This is a genomic window from Dyella sedimenti (assembly GCF_022760995.1).
GTDB classification, from domain to species: domain Bacteria; phylum Pseudomonadota; class Gammaproteobacteria; order Xanthomonadales; family Rhodanobacteraceae; genus Dyella; species Dyella sedimenti.
In genome coordinates this window covers 161,445-178,623 of record NZ_JAKWJO010000006.1, presented here as the reverse complement: position 1 = coordinate 178,623, position 17,179 = coordinate 161,445, and the positions used below count along the sequence as shown (strand labels likewise).

The 17,179-nt window shown below is 68.6% G+C and carries 17 protein-coding genes; 6 read left to right on the top strand and 11 right to left on the bottom strand.

The window, feature by feature from the left end:
• The first annotated feature begins 83 nt into the window (after window positions 1-83).
• Window positions 84-1,139, top strand: coding sequence for a ferrochelatase (hemH, locus tag MJ605_RS13920; RefSeq protein WP_243042136.1), 1,056 nt, complete (start codon window positions 84-86; stop codon window positions 1,137-1,139).
• Between the two features lie 2 nt (window positions 1,140-1,141).
• A complete protein-coding gene (locus MJ605_RS13915; protein WP_243042252.1) occupies window positions 1,142-1,987 on the top strand; it encodes an alpha/beta fold hydrolase in 846 nt (281 codons plus the stop codon).
• Between the two features lie 19 nt (window positions 1,988-2,006).
• Here the strand turns inward: MJ605_RS13915 and MJ605_RS13910 are convergent, their stop codons facing one another.
• From MJ605_RS13910 to MJ605_RS13870, 9 genes are all read right to left on the bottom strand, one after another.
• The gene (locus MJ605_RS13910; RefSeq protein ID WP_243042135.1) at window positions 2,007-2,504 is read right to left on the bottom strand and encodes a hypothetical protein; all 498 of its coding nucleotides are present in this window, start codon (window positions 2,502-2,504) and stop codon (window positions 2,007-2,009) included.
• A gap of 84 nt (window positions 2,505-2,588) precedes the next feature.
• Entirely contained in the window at window positions 2,589-3,089 is a 501-nt protein-coding gene (locus tag MJ605_RS13905) for a hypothetical protein (protein ID WP_243042134.1), read from the bottom strand.
• 199 nt (window positions 3,090-3,288) lie between these two features.
• Window positions 3,289-3,744 (bottom strand): REP-associated tyrosine transposase, encoded by a 456-nt coding sequence (locus MJ605_RS13900; protein WP_243042133.1) that lies wholly within the window; start codon window positions 3,742-3,744, stop codon window positions 3,289-3,291.
• A gap of 123 nt (window positions 3,745-3,867) precedes the next feature.
• Entirely contained in the window at window positions 3,868-5,565 is a 1,698-nt protein-coding gene (locus MJ605_RS13895) for a dipeptidyl-peptidase 3 family protein (protein ID WP_243042132.1), read from the bottom strand.
• A 76-nt stretch (window positions 5,566-5,641) separates the two neighbouring features.
• Window positions 5,642-6,847 carry an ABC transporter permease gene (locus MJ605_RS13890; protein WP_243042251.1) on the bottom strand — a complete coding sequence of 402 codons (1,206 nt, stop codon included), beginning with the start codon at window positions 6,845-6,847 and terminating at the stop codon, window positions 5,642-5,644.
• A gap of 2 nt (window positions 6,848-6,849) precedes the next feature.
• The gene (locus tag MJ605_RS13885) at window positions 6,850-7,584 is read right to left on the bottom strand and encodes an ABC transporter ATP-binding protein (RefSeq protein ID WP_243042131.1); all 735 of its coding nucleotides are present in this window, start codon (window positions 7,582-7,584) and stop codon (window positions 6,850-6,852) included.
• Window positions 7,581-9,164: an alpha/beta hydrolase gene (locus MJ605_RS13880; protein WP_243042130.1), complete on the bottom strand. Its 1,584-nt coding sequence runs from the start codon at window positions 9,162-9,164 to the stop codon at window positions 7,581-7,583. Before MJ605_RS13880 ends, MJ605_RS13885 begins: the two co-directional genes overlap by 4 nt.
• A 47-nt stretch (window positions 9,165-9,211) precedes the next feature.
• Entirely contained in the window at window positions 9,212-9,406 is a 195-nt protein-coding gene (locus MJ605_RS13875; protein ID WP_243042129.1) for a helix-turn-helix transcriptional regulator, read from the bottom strand.
• Complete coding sequence (locus MJ605_RS13870; RefSeq protein ID WP_243042128.1) at window positions 9,403-9,981, bottom strand: hypothetical protein; 579 nt, start codon at window positions 9,979-9,981, stop codon at window positions 9,403-9,405. Before MJ605_RS13870 ends, MJ605_RS13875 begins: the two co-directional genes overlap by 4 nt.
• Before the next feature lie 469 nt (window positions 9,982-10,450).
• On the opposite strand from MJ605_RS13870, the gene MJ605_RS13865 reads away from it, so the two are divergent.
• From MJ605_RS13865 to MJ605_RS13850, 4 genes are all read left to right on the top strand, one after another.
• Entirely contained in the window at window positions 10,451-11,026 is a 576-nt protein-coding gene (locus tag MJ605_RS13865; RefSeq protein ID WP_243042127.1) for a fimbrial protein, read from the top strand.
• A gap of 72 nt (window positions 11,027-11,098) precedes the next feature.
• The gene (locus MJ605_RS13860; protein ID WP_243042126.1) at window positions 11,099-11,848 is read left to right on the top strand and encodes a fimbrial biogenesis chaperone; all 750 of its coding nucleotides are present in this window, start codon (window positions 11,099-11,101) and stop codon (window positions 11,846-11,848) included.
• Entirely contained in the window at window positions 11,845-14,613 is a 2,769-nt protein-coding gene (locus MJ605_RS13855) for a fimbria/pilus outer membrane usher protein (RefSeq protein ID WP_243042125.1), read from the top strand. The genes MJ605_RS13860 and MJ605_RS13855 overlap by 4 nt, the downstream gene beginning before the upstream one ends.
• Window positions 14,610-15,722: a fimbrial protein gene (locus tag MJ605_RS13850; protein WP_243042124.1), complete on the top strand. Its 1,113-nt coding sequence runs from the start codon at window positions 14,610-14,612 to the stop codon at window positions 15,720-15,722. Before MJ605_RS13855 ends, MJ605_RS13850 begins: the two co-directional genes overlap by 4 nt.
• A 4-nt stretch (window positions 15,723-15,726) precedes the next feature.
• Here MJ605_RS13850 and MJ605_RS13845 read toward each other — a convergent pair whose 3' ends face one another.
• Window positions 15,727-16,059, bottom strand: coding sequence for a hypothetical protein (locus MJ605_RS13845; RefSeq protein ID WP_243042123.1), 333 nt, complete (start codon window positions 16,057-16,059; stop codon window positions 15,727-15,729).
• Window positions 16,060-16,428: 369 nt separating this feature from the next.
• Window positions 16,429-17,172 carry an FAD-binding oxidoreductase gene (locus MJ605_RS13840; RefSeq protein WP_243042122.1) on the bottom strand — a complete coding sequence of 248 codons (744 nt, stop codon included), beginning with the start codon at window positions 17,170-17,172 and terminating at the stop codon, window positions 16,429-16,431.
• Between the last annotated feature and the right edge of the window lie 7 nt (window positions 17,173-17,179).

Here is a 17,179-nt window from a genome sequence, read left to right as displayed (position 1 = left end):
GATGGCGGCCTGCGGCGACGCCTTCCGCGGCGCCTGCGGCGGCTTGTGGCAGACTTGCCGCGGTCTTTCCCGCCGACGCCACGATGCCACGTAGCCATGACTATACCGGCCCGGCCGGTGATTCCCATGACCCATCCGTTCAGGCGGCAGTGCTGTTGGTGAACCTGGGCACACCGGAGGCGCCTACCGCCAGGGCGGTACGCCCCTATCTCGCCGAATTCCTGGGTGACCCGCGGGTGATCGACTACCCGCGCTGGCTGTGGTGGCTGATCCTGCACGGGGTGATCCTGCGCGTGCGGCCCGCGCGCTCGGCGCATGCCTACCGGCGCATCTGGACGCCGCAGGGCTCGCCGCTGCGGGTCGGCAGTGAGGCGCTGGCGGCCGCATTGCGGCAAGCATTGGCGGCATCCTGCGCGGCGCCGGTGCGCGTGGCGCTGGCGATGCGCTACGGCCGGCCATCGGTGCGCGACACGATCGCCCGGTTGCAGCGCGAGGGCGTGCGCCGCCTGCTGGTGCTGCCGCTGTACCCGCAGTATTCGGCCACGTCCACCGGCTCGGTGATCGACGCCGTGGCCGATGCCATAAAGGCGCTGCGCTGGCCGCCGGAACTGCGCCTGGTCAACGACTACCACGACGATGCCGGCCATATCGAGGCATTGGCGCGCGGCATCGAAACGTGGTGGGCCACGCACGGGCGCGGCGAGAAGCTGCTGCTGTCCTTCCATGGCATTCCCGCGCGCTACGTGCGGGAAGGCGATCCCTATCTCGCGCAATGCCTGGCGACCACCCGCGCCCTGCGCCAGCGGCTGGGCCTGGACGAGTCGCAATTGCTGGTGAGCTTCCAGTCGCGGGTGGGCCGCGAACAGTGGCTGGAACCCTATACCGATGCCACCGTGCGCCGACTGGCCGCCGAGGGCATCAAGACCCTGGACGTGGCTTGCCCCGGCTTCGCGGTGGATTGCCTGGAGACGCTGGAGGAGATCGCGATGCAGAACGAGGCGTTCTTCCGCGAGGCCGGCGGCGAGTCGCTGCGCTACATCCCCGCGCTCAACGATTCGCCGGAACAGGTGGCCAGCCTCGCCGCCCTGCTGCGGCGCCAGGGCGCCGGCTGGCCGGAGTTCGCGGATCGCGCCCCGTGAGCATGGCGCCCGTCGAACGCGACATCGCGCTGCCGCACCTGCGCCTGCGCGCGCTGGCCTGGGGCGGCGCGGACGCGCCGCCGCTGCTGGCGCTGCACGGCTGGCTCGACAACGCCGGCAGCTTCGCCCGCCTGGCGCCGCTGCTGGCTGGCCGCTGGCAGGTGATCGCGCTGGAGTTGCCCGGCCACGGCCATTCGGACCACCTGCCGCCCGGCATGCACTACCACTTCATCGACCATGTGCGCGCCGTGCTGGCGGCCGCCGACGCACTGGAACTGTCCCGTTGCCACCTGCTCGGGCATTCGCTGGGCGCCGGCATCGCCGCACTGGTCGCGGCCGCCGCGCCCGAACGCATCGACCGGCTGCTGCTGGTCGAGGGCCTGGGCCCGATCGGCGATGACGGCCACCACACCCTGCGCCGCTTCCGCGATGCACTGGCCAGCCAGGCCACCGGGCGCTCATTGCGCGCGTTTCCTTCCATCGAGACCGCCATCAGCGCGCGCACCCTGGCCAGCGGCCTACCCGCGGAGCAGGCGCGGCCCATCGTGGAACGCGGCCTGCGCCAAGATGCGGACGGCTGGCGCTGGCGCAGCGATCCGCGCCTGAACCGGCCCTCGCCACTGCGCCTGCCGGAGGCGCAGGTCCACGCCCTGCTGCAAGGCATCGAGGCACCCACCGCGCTGCTGCTGGCGCATCCGGCCACGCCCTACCTGCCCGGCCCGGCCATGCAGGCGCGCGCCGCCTGCGTGCGCGACATCGCGGTGACCCACCTGGACGGCGGGCATCACCTGCACCTGGAACATCCCGAAGCGGTGGCGGACTGGGCCGCTGCGCACCTGGCGGCCTGATCCAGCGAAACCAGCCAGGTCAGCGCGTGAGTCCGCCCGCCGTCATGACGGCGGCATTGGCCGAGGTCTCGACCTGCAGATCCGCCGCCGACTCGTTCCCGGCCATCCCGGGCGGACGCTGGTGGCGCGACGGGCCGAACCCTGCGGCCAAGGGCGTCGGATCGACCGTCTGGATGCGCACCGCCCGGCAGGGCAGGGCCTGGTGGTTTGCATCGTAGGAGACGATGCGTCCTTCCGCGGGTACGGGCGTGGGGCAACCGTCGTCGGTGGTCACCAGCCAGATTTCGTTGCTATGCCCATCGATCGCGTAGACGGCGATACGATGATCGCCCAAGGGATCGAGGGCGGTAACCGTCGCCGTATCCGGTATGCCCTTTACCGAGCGGCCCGCCGCCTTGACATAGGCCTGCCGCTGCTTGGCCAGCGCATCCTCGCCGCCGTCGGCCAGCGCGAGTCCCGCGCCCAGCAGGGCGGCCGCTCCGGCCAGCCCCATCACCCAACCCTTGCTTACCGTCATGGCAATGCTCCCTGGCAAGTGGATGCACAGCGCTATAACCGCGCCTCAGTGCGCTTCATACCTGGCGCCCCGGGACGGACTGGGTCAGCGCGTACGGCCGTTATCGGTCAGGGCCGCCGCCTGGAATTCGGCTCCCAGGCGCAGGTAATCCGGCGGCACCGGTTCGGCAGCCGAAGGCATGTTAGGCCGGGCATGTGCGAGCCGCAGCCCCAGCGCCAGCTGTTGTTGGTCCACCGCCTGGATGCGGACCACCCGGCAAGGCTGGGCCTGGTGGTTCGCATTGTAGGAAACGATGCGGTCCGTCGCCGGTACGGGCGCCGGACAGCCCTCGTCCGTGGTGACCAGCCAGATGTCCTTGTGCGGCCCATCGACCGTGTAGAGGGCGATACGGTGCTCGCCCAGCGGATCGAGCGACGTGACGGTCGCCGTACTCGGGATGCCCTCGACCACGCGCCCCACCGCCTTGACATAAGCCTGCCGCTGCTTGGCCAGCGCGTCCTCGCCGCTATCGGCCAGCACGAGTCCCGCGCCCAGCAGGGCGGCCGCTCCGGCCAGCCCCATCACCCAACCCTTGCTTACCGTCATGGCAATGCTCCCTGGTAGTGGTTTCACGTCGCCATTTACGACCGCGGAACAGGCCGCGTCAATCGATGACGCATGAAATCTTTGTCATCTGGGCGAGGCGGCGGGGCCGAGTATCAAACCGATGTAGGAGCGCACCCAGTGCGCGATCCAAGACAGAGCTGTGTCGCGCACTGGGTGCGCTCCTACAGGGAAGCCCGCGTCATAGCCAGACGCAGTCCCAATAGGGATAGTCGAGAACGCTGCTCACCAGTCCGGCGCGCAACGGATTAGCTACGACATAGCGTGCGGCGGCCTTGATGTCTTCATCGCATCTCAAGGCACGATCATGGAAGCCTCGCCCCCAAACCAGGCCAGGCTGAAGACAATGCAAACGCCGTGCGGTAAAGCCCTTGAAGCGGTTCATCACGGTGGACAGGCCATCTCGCATGCCAAGCTTCACCAGTCCATGCCAGTGGTCCGGCATCAGCACCCAACACAGTACGCAAGCATCGCCCCAGCAGGCGGTATCGACCATGCAACGGGAAACAGTCCGAGCCGAATCTTCGGATTTGAAAAGGGAACGGCGATAGGCCGTGGTGGTAGTGAGCAGATAGACATGACCTGGCAGCGACACGCGACCCAGGCGCAAGGCACGGTGACCGGATGACGATTTCATCCGCTGAACGTCGCATCACGCCACCATCCGGCCAATCGGGGCTCGCCGGCATGTGCTGTAGGAGCGCATCCAGTGCGCGAGGTCGAGATCACGCACTGGGTGCGCTCCTACGGTGAATTTCGGTCAGGGCCTGGCGAGGCCCAGCACGTCCAGGCCCTGCTCGAAGGTAACGTCCACCGGGATGCTGGCCTGATCCAGGCGCTTCAAGTCGCCGGCCAGGGTGGGGCTCACATTGCCCATGCTGTCGGTGAGTCGCTTGGCTGCCGCGTAGTCGCCGTCGCCCTGGATGGTCAGCAGCTTGGCCGAGAGCGCGTTCATCGCCGCGGTCATCCTGTCGAAGTCGACGCGGTAGCGGCCGGTGGCGGCGTCGCGCGTGAAGGCGCCCTGCCGCTGGAAGAAGTTGAAGCGCACCATGTTGGCCTTGGCGTGCGCGTCGCTGGCGCCGAAGCGCACCGAGCGCAGGATGCCGGCGAGGAAGGTCACGTAGTTGTCCATCAGCTTCGCCTTGTCCAGCTCGCCCTTTTCGGCCAGCTTGGCGACCATGTACAGGCCCAGGATGTCGGCCTTGCCTTCCTCGAAGCTCGATGCCTGGTCCTTCAGCGCGGTGCGCACCAGGCCCTTGCCGGTGAGCGTCTGCTTGATGCCCAGGCCGTGCGCCACCTCGTGGAACATGGTGTTCTCGAAGAAGGCGTCGAAGGTGAGGTGCGACTGCTGGTCGTCGGCGACCAGCGCCTTGGCGATGGGCAGCATGATGGCGTCGAACTTCGCCCGCATCACGTTTTCCAGCTGCAGGCGGCGTGTGCCCTTCTTCAGCTGCACCTCTTCGTCGTTGGGCAGGTTGATGGCGATGGTCTTGGCGCCGACGTTGGCGCCGCCCGCGTAGTACACCGCGAAGTAGGCGTTGAGGTCGGCGTCGGAGCCGGGCTTCTCGGCCTTGTACTTTTCCTCCACCGGCAGCTCGCGCTGCAGTTCGGGCAGGTATCTGGCGAAGCGCGCGAGCCGGGCGCTCCAGGCCTGGTCCTTCACCAGTACGTAGCTTTCGTAGCTGGCCTTGTAGCCGAACAACTGGTCCTCGTAGGTCTCGATCGGGCCGATCACGATATCGACAGGGTTGTCCTTCATCGACATCCAGGCGAAGTCGCTGGGACGGTAGTCGTCGCTGAGCAGCGCGTCGGCGCGCTTCTTCAGGTAGCCGGCGAAATCCCTGTCGGCCGACAGCGCGGCGGCCTGGCGCAGCAGGCCGGCGGCGCGATCGAGGTCGGCCTTGTACGCCTCGTGGTAGGGCACGGTGGCGAGCTTGCCCTGCGCATCGCGGCGCAGCAGGGTGTAGAGGCCGGCCTTGTCCTTGAGGTCGGCCTGCTCGAACTCGGCCTTGCTCATGTCCGCCGGGTAGAACTGCGCGCCCGGTGGACGCGGACCCACGCCGGCGACGAAGGGCTGGTCGTTGTCGAGGCGATCCCAGGGTCCATAGTTGATCTCGGCGTAGCGGCGCGTCACCTCGTCAGGGATGCGCGCCATCAGCGCGGCCTTGTCGCCCCATGACTGCTGCCAGTAGAGGTCGTTGGTGACGTCGGCCGCCTGCACCAGCAGCGCGATCATCCGCTTCTGCCTGTCGTCGAAGGCGGAAAGGTCGGCGGTGAGCTTGACCGGGGCGTAGCTGGCCATGCGCTGGGCGGCCTGGTCGGCGTCGGTGGACGGCGGCGGCACGATCGCGGCGGGCGCAGGGGCAGGCGCCGTGGACGAGGCGGCTTCGCCCTTGCCGTGCGAACTGCAACCGGCGAGGGCGGCAAGAAGGCTCAAGGCAAGCAGGCGGCGGCGCATGGGTTTCTCGGCAAGGAAAAAACCCATGGTACCGCGCCCGGGCCCCTCTCCCTTGGGAGGAGAGGAAGGAAGCGGGTCAGCCCGAGATCGCCAGCCGCTCGGACTGGTACAGGCGTGCCGTCGCCAGCACCGCCACCGCCGCGGCGACGAGGCTGCCGGCCAGGCACAGGCCCAACTGCGAGGGCTCCACGCCGTCGCCGCGCAGCAGTTGCATGATGCCCAGGTGCTGGCCCAGCAGCGGCACGGCGTACATCCAGCCCTGCGACTTGATCGGCATGCTGGCGAGCAGGATGCTCGGCAGCACCGGCACGAACATCAGCAGCGACAGATACGTTTGCGCCTCGCGGTAGCTCTTGGCGAAGGCCGCGACCATCGACTGCAGCGCGGCCAGCAGCACGATCAGCGGCAGCATCAGCAGCAGCACCTGGCCGCCGAAGCGCAGGCCCAGGTCCAGCTCCATGCCCAGCTTCTCGGTGGGAATGAAGCGCCCCACCACGGCGAACGCGCACAGGCTGATCAGCAGGCTGGCCGCCGAGAAGGTGCAGATCGCCGCCAGCTTGCCGGCCAGGATCTTCCAGCGCGGCACGGGATTGGCGAACAGCGGTTCCAGCGATTGCCGCTCGCGCTCGCCGGCGGTCAGGTCGATCGCCAGGTACATGCCGCCCATGAACACGGTGAGCACGAAGAAATACGGCAGGATCGAGAACACCAGCGCCGCGCGCGCCTGCGCGGTGGCCTGGTCCCGCCTGGCCGCCACCACCGGCCAGGCCGTGCTGGGCGACAACCCGCGCGCCACCAGCCGCATGGCGCCCTGCTCGTGCGCGTAGCTTTCCACCAGGCGCGACAGGCGCTCCACCGCGGTGTTAGCGTCGCGCTGCGAGGAGTCGTAGATCAGCTCCACCTGCACCGGCTCGCCCTTGCCCCATGCCGTGGCGTAGTCTGGGGAGATGCGCAGCACCACGTCGGCGTCCTGCCGGCGCACCGCCAGCTCGGGGTTGGCGATGGGCGGCTTGGGATCGATGCCGTTGGCCTTCAGCGCCGCCAGCAGGTTGGGCGCGCGCTCGGCACCGATCACCGGCACCGGCAGTGGCTTCTCGGCCTTGTCGAACTCGCGGTTGAGGGTGAGGTTGAGCATCATCACCAGGATCAGCGGCCCCAGCAGCGGGCCGGTGAGGAAAGCGCTGACGAGGGTGCGGCGGTCGCGCAGGTTTTCCTTCACTTCCTTGAGGAACACGGTGAGGAAGGCGCGCACGCGGATCACGGCGACGTTGGTTTTTTCCATGTTCATGCGGCCAGGCCCTCCTCGCTGCCGATGATCTTCACGAAGGCGTCTTCCAGGTTGGCCTCGCCGGTCTGCTCGCGCAGCGCCGCCGGGGATTCGTCGGCCACCACGCGGCCGTTGGCGATCACCACGATGCGGTCGCACAGCGCCGCCACCTCCTGCATGATGTGGCTGGAAAACAGCACGCAGCGGCCCTCCGCCTTCAGGCGCAGCATGAACTGGCGTAGCGCGCGCGTGGCCATCACGTCCAGGCCATTGGTGGGTTCGTCCAGGATGACGTTGCGCGGATCGTGGATCAGTGCGCGGGCGATCGCGGTCTTGACGCGCTGGCCCTGCGAGAAGCCCTCGGTACGCCGGTCGGCGAAGTCCTCCATTTCCAGCGCTTGCACCAGCGCCTCGCGCCGCGCCGCCAGCGCCGGCTCGGGCAGCCCGTGCAGCCGCGCGAAGTAGTCGATGTTCTCGCGCGCGGTCAGCCGCTTGTACAGGCCACGCGCATCCGGCAGCACGCCGAGCCGGCGGCGCACGTCCAGCGCATCGGCGGCGGCGTCGATGCCGTCCACCAGCACCTGGCCGCGGTCGGGCGTCATCAAGGTGTAGAGCATGCGCAGCGTGGTGGTCTTGCCGGCGCCGTTGGGGCCGAGCAGGCCGGTAATCTCGCCGTCGCGGGCGGCGAAACTGACGCCGTCCACCGCCTTCACCGCGCCGAACGCCTTGTGCAGGTCCTTTACCTCGATCATGGCGTGGCTCCGTTGAAGTCGACGAACATCGGCGTGGCCCGCAGGCGTCCCAGGCACTTGGCGTCCAGCGCCTTGGGGTCGGGGTTCTCGATGAAGCGCTTGACCAGCTGCGGCGCGCAGCCGGCGTTGATGACGTTGTGGCCCTGGCCGGTCAGCACCAGGTGGCGCGAACGTGGCAGGTTCCTGGCCACCTGCTCGCCGTAGCGCGGCGGCGTCACCGGGTCGTATTCGCCCGAAAGCAGCAGCACCGGCTTGTCGGTCTTTAGCGGCTGGTGGAAATCGGCCGGGCGGGTGCCCTTGGGCCATACCGTGCAGACGTTGCGCAGGGTATCGACCATGCGCGTGCCGAGGATGGTGTGCGCATCCTCCGGACGCGGCGCCAGCAGGTCGGCGTCCTCGCTGCAGATCACCGACAGTTGCATGCCGTCGTTCATGCTGTCGGACAGGTCGCCTGACAGCAGCTTGGCCTGGCCCAGCAGCGGCCCTACGTCGCCGTGCGCGGCGGCGTCGATGGACAGCGGCAGCAGCGACGCCGTCAGCGGCGTGTAGGCGAACATACGCACCACGCTGGCCAGCGAATATTCGCTGAGCACGCGCTGCACGCTCTGGTAGGTCTGCGGGTCGCGGAAGCTGACCTTGTGCGGGTTGGCGCGCAGCGCGTCGCGCAGTTGGTAGAGCGTCTGGTACGGGTCGTTGAAGCGGCGGCGGCAGGCTTCGTCCGCGCTGCAGCGGGCGAACTGCGCCTTCAGCGCGTCATCCAGGTTGCGCGCGAAATCCTCGCCCAGCGCCAGCTCGTTGGGCACCACGCCGTCCAGCACCAGGCTGCGCACTGCCTCGGGATGGCGCATGGCGTACTGCTGCGCCATGCGCGTGCCGTACGACACGCCGACCAGGTCGAAGCTGGGCGAGCCCAGCGCCCGGCGCACGTCCTCCAGGTCCTCGGCGGCGATGGTGGTGGTGTAGTAGCGCGGATCGGCCTTGTCTTCGAGTTGGCGCAGGCACTGCTCGATCTGTGCGCGCTGCTTGTCCGGATGCGCATCGAGATCGTCGGCGACGCTGTCACCGCCCGCGTTGTCGTCCTTGCAGGTGAGCGGGTGGGAACCGCCGGTGCCGCGCTGGTCCAGCAGCAGCACGTGGCGATGCGCGGTCAGCGACTGCAAGGCCGGGGCGACGCCGGGCCACGACTCGGTGGCCGCCTGGCCGGGGCCGCCGGCCAGCAGCACCAGCATGTCCTTGCTGGCCACCTGGGCGCTGCTGCGGATGACCGCGAGCTTCAGGCCGATCTTGCGGCTGTGCGGATCGTCGCGGTTCTCCGGCACCTCGAACGGCGCGCACCAGGCGGCGGTGGACAGGCCGCTGTTGGGCTGGCCCAGCTCGCATGGATGCAAGGTCAGCGAACCCAGTTGCCAGGTCATCGGCCTGGCCGGCTCCGCCGCTCGCGCAGGGGCATCCACGGCGACGGCCGCGCCATCGTCCGGCGGCGCGGCGGCATGCTGGCGATGCCAATGATTCCATCCCAATGCGGCGAGGCCGATGGCCACGACACCTATGCGCAGGGCGGTCCGCCCTTGGATTGCCATGTCTCTCCCCTCCTTCCCTCAGGGTGGTGCACTGTATTCCCGGCCCCTCAGGGTTCGGGTTCGAAAATCGATTCGATGGCCAGGTCGAACAGCCGCGCGATCCTGAAGGCCAGCGGCAGGCTTGGATCGTACTTGCCCGTCTCGATGGCATTGACGGTCTGGCGCGACACGTCGAGCCGCTCGGCGAGGTCGGCCTGCGACCAGCCACGATCGCCGCGCAGTTCGCGGATGCGGTTGTTCATTCGCCACGCTGGCGCCAGACCAGCCAGCATTTCGTGATGCCATAGGTCAGGCACAGCGCCGGGTACACCAACAGCAGCACCAATGCCCCGTCCACCTGGAAGATACCCGCCGAGGCCAGGAAGCCCATCGTCATCGCGGCCACGCTGACGATGGCGGCGCCGATCGCCAGGGCTTCCAGCTGCTGGCGGCGTTCCAGTTCGTCGCTGCCCAGCACGTAGCGGATCGAGGCGACGATCACCCACAGCACCGGCAGGGCCGGCAGGATGGCAATGCCCAGCTTGGGCCAGCCGGGTGCCATGCCCTTCTGCAGCGGCCACACATAGATCATCAGCAACATGTAGGCGACCATGGCCGGCATGAATTCGCGCGCATAGCGGCGGTCGACCTGGCGGCTGCGTTCGCGCATCGCCGCGCGTCCGGCGTGGATCAGCAACGGCATCGACGCCGCGAAGGCCAGCAATCCCAGTACCCGCAACGGGCCTTCTCCCCAGGCCATGGCCCAGCCGCCACCGAGCAGCAGCGCATAACCCAGCGCCAGCACCAGCCAGCGAGCCCAGGCAGGCCACAGGTGCAAGGGCCGTCCACGCCTGGAAGGTTCCGCCCGGTCCGTCATGTCGATGCCCATCCACTGTCAAGCACGCTTGACACAACGGTAGAGCCTGCCCGGGCAAGATGTCAAGCACGCTTTACATCGACGCCGCATATCGGCAGCCAGGACCCTAACTTTAGGTCGAACGCAATAAGAAAAGTCCAAAAATGTGACACAATTTGCACATTGAGCCGCACTTCGGGCCCGAAGTGACCTGATCCGGCTTAACAAATCGCCGTCCCGCCTTAGCAAATTCACCGGAAAACCCGATCCAGGCCATGGCAGTGGCCCTTTCCGGGGTTGGCACAGTGGTTGCTATGGGTGGGTAAGCGATCTGGAAACCGCCCGCAGAGACGGCACCAGAGAAGCAGACAGCGCAATCGGGGGGGCGCCAGCCCGTGGTCCGGAAGCGCATCAACACGATGTATCCACTACACGTTCAAAGGACATGGGTATGAAAAAGCTTCTTATCTCCGCCGTGATCGCCGCCTCGCTCGGCGCCGTGGCCGTAGCCAACGCCGCCACGCCGGTCACCAGCGGTACCATCACATTCACCGGCAAGGTGATCGCGCCGACCTGCACCGTCAGCGTCAACAACGGACCTGCCAGCCAGACGGTCAACCTGACCCCCTACTACGACACCACCGCCCTGACCCAGGGCAACGCGGTGGGCTGGACGCCCGTCACCCTGACGCTGAGCAACTGCGGCGCCACCGCCAACGCCAGCAAGGTGTACCCCTACTTCACCGGCGCCAACATCGACGCCGCCAACGGCTACCTGGCCAACACCGTGACCTCCGGCAACGGCGGCAGCAACGTCGAGGTCGTGCTGTCCAGCGACCAGAGCCTGGGCAACGCCCTCACGCTGCAGAACGCCTCGGGCAGCCAGGGCGCGGGCACCGCGAACCTGCCGACCTCCGGCACGTCCACGCTGTCCTTCACCTACTACGCGGCCTATGTGGCGGCCAAGGCCGATGCCACGGCCGGTACCGTCAACACCTCCGTCCAGTACGCGCTGAACTACCAGTAATCGCGCACCCAGCCGTTCGCTGCGGCCGGTCCGCCGGCCGCAGCGCATCCGCTCCTCTGTATTGGGATCGCCATGAAGTTCTCGACTTGCGCCATCGCCGTGGCGCTGGTGGCCTTCGGCTGCGCCGCGTCCACCGCCCATGCCAACGTCATCATCGCCGGCACCCGGGTGATTTTTCCCGCGAAGGATGGCGAGGCCACGGTTCGCCTGACCAACCAGAACACGACGCCGGCACTGATCGAGGCCTGGGTCGACAACGGCGACCCGATGTCCACCCCGGACAAGGTGCAGACGCCTTTCCTCATCACGCCGCCGCTGTTCCGCATGGAGCCGAGCCGCGACCAGAACCTGCGCATCCTGTTCACCCACAGCGAACAGCCGCTGCCCGCCGATCGCGAGACGGTGTACTGGCTGAACGTGCTGGAAGTGCCGCCCAAGCCCAACAGCCTGGAACCGCAGAGCAGCAACTACATGCAGCTGGCGATCCGCTCGCGGCTGAAGCTGTTCTATCGCCCGGCCGGCCTGGCCGGCGATCCCCTGAAGGCACCCGGCGAGTTGCGCTTCAAGGCCATCGCCCAGGCCGGCGGCGTCGCCCTGGTGGTGCACAACCCGACGCCCTACTACGTCACCATCAGCCAGATCACGGTGTCCGCCGGCGGCGCCGAACACAAGGCCGACACCGGCATGGTCGCGCCGCTTTCGGACCTGAGCCTGCCGGTGGTCGACCTGAAGCAGGCGCCGGCGGACGGGAGCGTCGTCAGCTATGACTGCATCAACGATTTCGGCGCCGACGTCCCGCTGAAGGGAAGCGTGTCGCCGTGAGCGTCGCGCACGCCGCCAACCAGCCGTACCCGCGCTGGTCCGTGGCGTGCCGCCGCGCCCTGCTCAGCGCGGCCATCGCCGCGACGCTGGCGGGCTGGACCGGCCTGGCGGCCGCCGCCGCGATGCCGGCGGCGGGCGCGGATGCCAGCGCGACCGGCGGCTATGCCGACTTCGACCGGAGCCTGCTGTCCGGCGCCGGCCAGAACACCACCGACCTCTCGCGCTTCGAGCGCGGCAACCCGGTGCTGCCGGGCAGCTACAACGTCGACGTCTACCTCAACAGTGCCTGGGTGGGCCGCGCCGCCGTGCGCTTCGTCGCCCCGTCGCCGGACGCCAATGCCGTGCCCTGCCTGGACCGCAAGCTGCTGGACCAGCTCGGCCTGCATCCCCAGCTGTCCGAGCAGGACACCGCGCGCCTGCAGGAGCCCTCGGCTTGCGTGGCGATCGGCGCGCTGATTCCCGATGCGTCGATGAGCTTCGACATGTCGCAGCTGCGGCTGGACACGAGCGTGCCGCAGGCCTACCTGGGCCAGGCGCCGCGCGGCTACGTGAGCCCGGAATACTGGGACCAGGGCGTGCCGGCCGCGCTGCTCAACTACAACTTCAACAGTTTCCGCGCCAGCAACCAGGGCACCAGCCAGACCACGTCGTACCTGGGGATCAACAGCGGCGTCAATGTCGGCCTGTGGCACCTGCGCGAGGACGGCACCATGACCTGGCAGTCGGCCACGTCCAACGCGCCCGCGCGCCGCAAGTGGCAGAACATCGATACCTACCTGCAGCGCGACCTGCCTTCGCTGCGCGCGGTGCTGACCGTCGGCGACAGCTACACCGACGGCGCGGTGTTCGACAGCTACGGCATCCGCGGCGTGCAGCTGGCTACCGACGATCGCATGCTGCCGCAATCGCTGCAAGGCTACGCGCCGGTGATCCGTGGCGTCGCCAACACCAACGCCCGGGTGACCGTGCGGCAGAACGGCGTGCAGATCTACCAGGCCACGGTGGCGCCCGGCCCATTCGCGATCACCGACCTGTACCCGACCGGCTATGGCGGCAACCTGGACGTGACCGTCAACGAAGCGGACGGCCGCGTGACCACCTTCACCGTGCCCTATGCCTCGATCGCCCAGCTGCTGCGCCCGGGCATCACCCGTTTCGACATCGCGGCCGGCGAGCTGCGCGTGGCCTCCATCAAGGACCGGCCCGCCGTGGTGCAGGCCACGCTGCAGCACGGCTTCAGCAACCTGTTGACCGGCTATGCCGGCATCGCGGGTTCCCAGGGCTATGGCGCCGCGCTCGTCGGCGCGGCCGTGGATACCCGCTTCGGCGCGCTGGCGCTGGACCTCACCCAGGCCCAGGCGCACATCCCGGGCTACTCGACGCAGTCGGGCCAGAGCGTGCGCGTGACGTACAGCAAGATCGTGCCATCGACGCAGACCCAGCTGTCGGTCGCCGCCTACCGCTATTCCACCGGCGGCTTCCTGAGCCTTACCGATGCCGCCCAGGCGCGCGACTACGTACGGCATGGCCTCGACGCCTTCGGCGCCGCCGCGGTGCCAGTGGCGCCCACGATCGACGGTGTCGCCGCGCCCAGCCTGCTCACGCCCGCGCAACAGGCCGCGCTCAACGGGAGCACGGCGGGCACCCCCCTGGTCACGGCGGCCGGCGTGGAGCGTCAGCGCAGCGACTTCACCCTTTCGCTGAGCCAGCCGCTGGGTGGGCGTGGCGGCTCGGTCTACGCCAATGCCTCGGTGCGCGACTACTGGAACCACAGCGGCACGGACACGCAGTTCCAGGTGGGCTACAGCAACACCTTCCACCGGATGAACTACAACGTCTCGGCGACCCGCTCGGTCGATCCGACGGGTCGCCACGACAACCAGTTCTTCGTCAACCTCAGCATTCCGCTCGGCGGTGGCGCGCACGCGCCGAACATCATGCTGAACCTCTCGCACGACCAGCAGGCCGGCAGCCAGGAGCAGGCCATGGTGAACGGCGCGCTGGGCTCGGACAACCAGTACAACTACACCGCCACCGCCACCCATGGCCCGGGCGGCAACGGCAATGCCGGCAGCGTCAACCTGGGCTATCGCAGCCCGTTCGCGCTGCTCAACGGCAGCTACGGCAAGGGCGACGGCTATTCGCAGGCCTCGCTGGGCCTGAGCGGCTCCGTCATCGCGCATCCCGGCGGCGTCACCTTCGGCCAACCCATCAGCGATACGGTGGGCATCGTGCACGCGCCGGGGGCCGAGGGCGCCCGCGTGAACAGCGGCGGCGGCATCCGGGTGGATCGCTTCGGCTACGCCATCGTGCCCTACCTGACGCCCTACAACCTCAACACGGTGCAGGTGGATCCGAAGGGCCTGCCGCTGGACGTGCAGCTCGACGCCACCAGCGCCCAGGTGGCGCCCTACGCCGGCGCCATCGTGATGCTGAGCTTCAAGACCGAGAACGGTCGTACGCTCATCGTCCATTCGCAGCTCGACGATGGCGAAGCGCTGCCCTTCGGCGCCGAGGTCTTCAACGAGAAGGACATGTCGCTGGGCGTGGTGGGCCAGAACGGGCAGATCCTGGTCCGCGGCGTCGAGGCGTCGGGCCGGCTGACCGTGCGCTGGCAGGACGACGACGGCACACCGCGGTCCTGCTCTTTCGCCTACCAGTTGCCCTCGCGCGAAAAAGGCAGGCAGGCCAAGGCCTACCAGCAGATCGGGGCGACCTGCCTGCGCCCCGCCTCGGTCACGCAGGCCGTCAGGAGTGCTCCATGATGCTATGCGATAGCCACGCCTCGTCCCGCACGCGGCTACTGGGGGTGGCGCTGCTGGCCCTGGCCTTCTTCGGATGGATGCCGAAGGCCGAGGCCGCCAGCCCCAACTGCACCGCAAGCTCGGCCACGCTGAGCTTGCCCGGCACGATCAACGTGCCGGCCAACCTGGCGCCTGGCCCGATCCCCAACGCCACCGGCACGGCGTCGATCACGTTCAACTGTTCGGGCCTGCCCGCGACCACCTCGCACGCGGCCGACTACACCGCGACCATCCAGGCCGGCCAGAACCTGGCGACGCGGGACAGCACCAACAACCCGAACGGCCCCGGCATTACCTTCGCAACCGGCATCACTGGCCTGGCGCTGCTGGTCACCGCCACGCCGGTACAGGCCACCAGCAATACCTGCCTGGCCTGCGGACCCACCAGCACGGCCGGCTACGTGCCGGGCTCGGTCACGGCGCCGGCCGGCACGTCGCAGGGCAGCTACTCGGGCGCGGTCGTCGCCAACTACACCGCCCAGTTGATCAAGACCACCTCCGGCAATGTCCCGCCCGGCACCATCGGCCCCATTACCCTGATCCCGTTCTGGTGGTACATCGCGGGCGGCAGCGTCGATTCCACCAGCCAGAGCCTGCATGCCTCGCTCAACCTCGGCACCATCACGATCACCGCGCCCACCTGCGCGGTGGCGGCGGGCACCGGCCTGACCGTGCCGCTGCCGGGCGTGGAAACGGCGGACCTGGCCGCCAACGGCAGCGTGGCGGGCACCACCCCCTTCAGCATCGCCATCACCGGCTGCCCCGACGGCCTCAGCGTGGCGACCAATACCTTCAGTGGCGGCAACGTGGACCGGAACACCGGCAACCTGCAGAACAGCGGCTCGGCCAGGAACGTCGAGGTGCGGCTGTTGAACGGCGCCGGGGGGAGCGCGAACGCCGGCTCCGCCATCAACCTGCACGGAACGACCGCCAAGGCGCAGAACTCGGGGACCTTCCCGGTCGTGAACGACGCGGTGACGCTCAACTACTTCGCGCAGTACTACGCCACCGGAAAGGCCACGGCCGGTACCGTGAGCGCCAGCGTGCAATACACCATCACCTACCAGTGAGCCATCACTCGTAGGTGCGGGTCACCACCTGCGCCTTGGCCATGCTCGCATAGCCGGCGAAATAGACCAGCAGGCGATCCTGCGTGCCGGCCGCGTGCTCAAGCGGGACGACCTCCTGCCGATACTGGGCAACAGGCACCGATGCATGGCCCGGCGCCGCGCCACAGCCGCCGTGCGAACTGCCTGGCGCCACGTCCGGCAGGCCGGCCACATGGCACGTCGGGGCGACGATGGCTCCCACGAAGGTGATGCGCCCGCCCTCTGCATGCGCCGGGGCCGCGCCGAGTGCCAAGGCGATGGCGCATCCCATCCAGGTCCTGCGAATCCAGCCTTTCATAAACACCCCTTCCGGCGCCCCGCTGCGAAACGAGGGAGCACTTGTCGGGTCTATCGGCGTGGTATGCCGGGGCTTGATATCGGAACCCGGGGCAGGTCTCGACAGTGTGAAGTGCATCACACTATGGGGTCGGAAACGGGAGGCCTACGGCGTTTTTAGCGGCCGTCGTTTGCAGAACTTAAAAGCGGCGTTCGCATGCCGTTAAGCCGCAACCGACCAAGTCCTCGGTTAGCCACGAGCACCCCTCCCCAACCCTCCCCTGCACGCAGGGGAGGGGGCCAAGAGCATGCGTGACTTGACTCCTCCCCCTGCTAGCAGGGGGAGGCCGGGAGGGGGTGGTTGGGTTGTACCGAGACTTTGAACAAGCGCTCAGCGCGAGGACACGTATTTCTCGCGCCGGATATGCGCGACCGGCAGGCCGGCCTCCTTCAGAGCGGCAAAGGCGGCATCCACCATGTTGGGGTTGCCGCACAAATAGGCGATGTCGCGCTCCGCCGCCGGCGCCAGCCCGGCCAGCGCGTGCTGCACATGGCCGGGGCGGTCGTTCGGCCGCGGCACCGCGCGCGGCTGGCGGCTCAGGCAGCCGTAGAAGCTGAAGCCGGGATGGGCCTGCGCGAAGGCCTCGAACTCCTCGCCATAAAGCAGCTCGGCCTCGTTGCGGGCGCCATACAGCAGCGCCACCTCGCGGCCCTGCTTCACCAGCTCGGCGAGCTGCGGGAGCATCGCGCGGTACGGCGTGACGCCGGTGCCGGTGGCCAGCAGCAGGTAGCGGCCGTTGGCGTCGCCCGGCTGCAGGCAGAAGCGCCCATACGGGCCGCTGGCCTCGATCACGCCGCCGATCGGCAGCTCGCTGAGCAGGCGGGTGGCCGCACCGCCCTCCACGTAGCTCACCGCGATCTCGATGCGCATCACCGGCGAGGCGCCGTCGCCCACCGTGCCCACCGAATAGCTGCGCTTGGTGGCGGTGCCGTCCTCGTAGTGGAAATGGATCTGCAGGAACTGCCCCGGCACGAAGGCCAGCGGCTGGCCATCGACGCGCTCGAAGGCGAGGTGGCGCACGGTGGGCGCCAGCATGCGGCTGTCGGCGAGGCGGAGCTGGAAGGATTCGGCCATGGGTCTT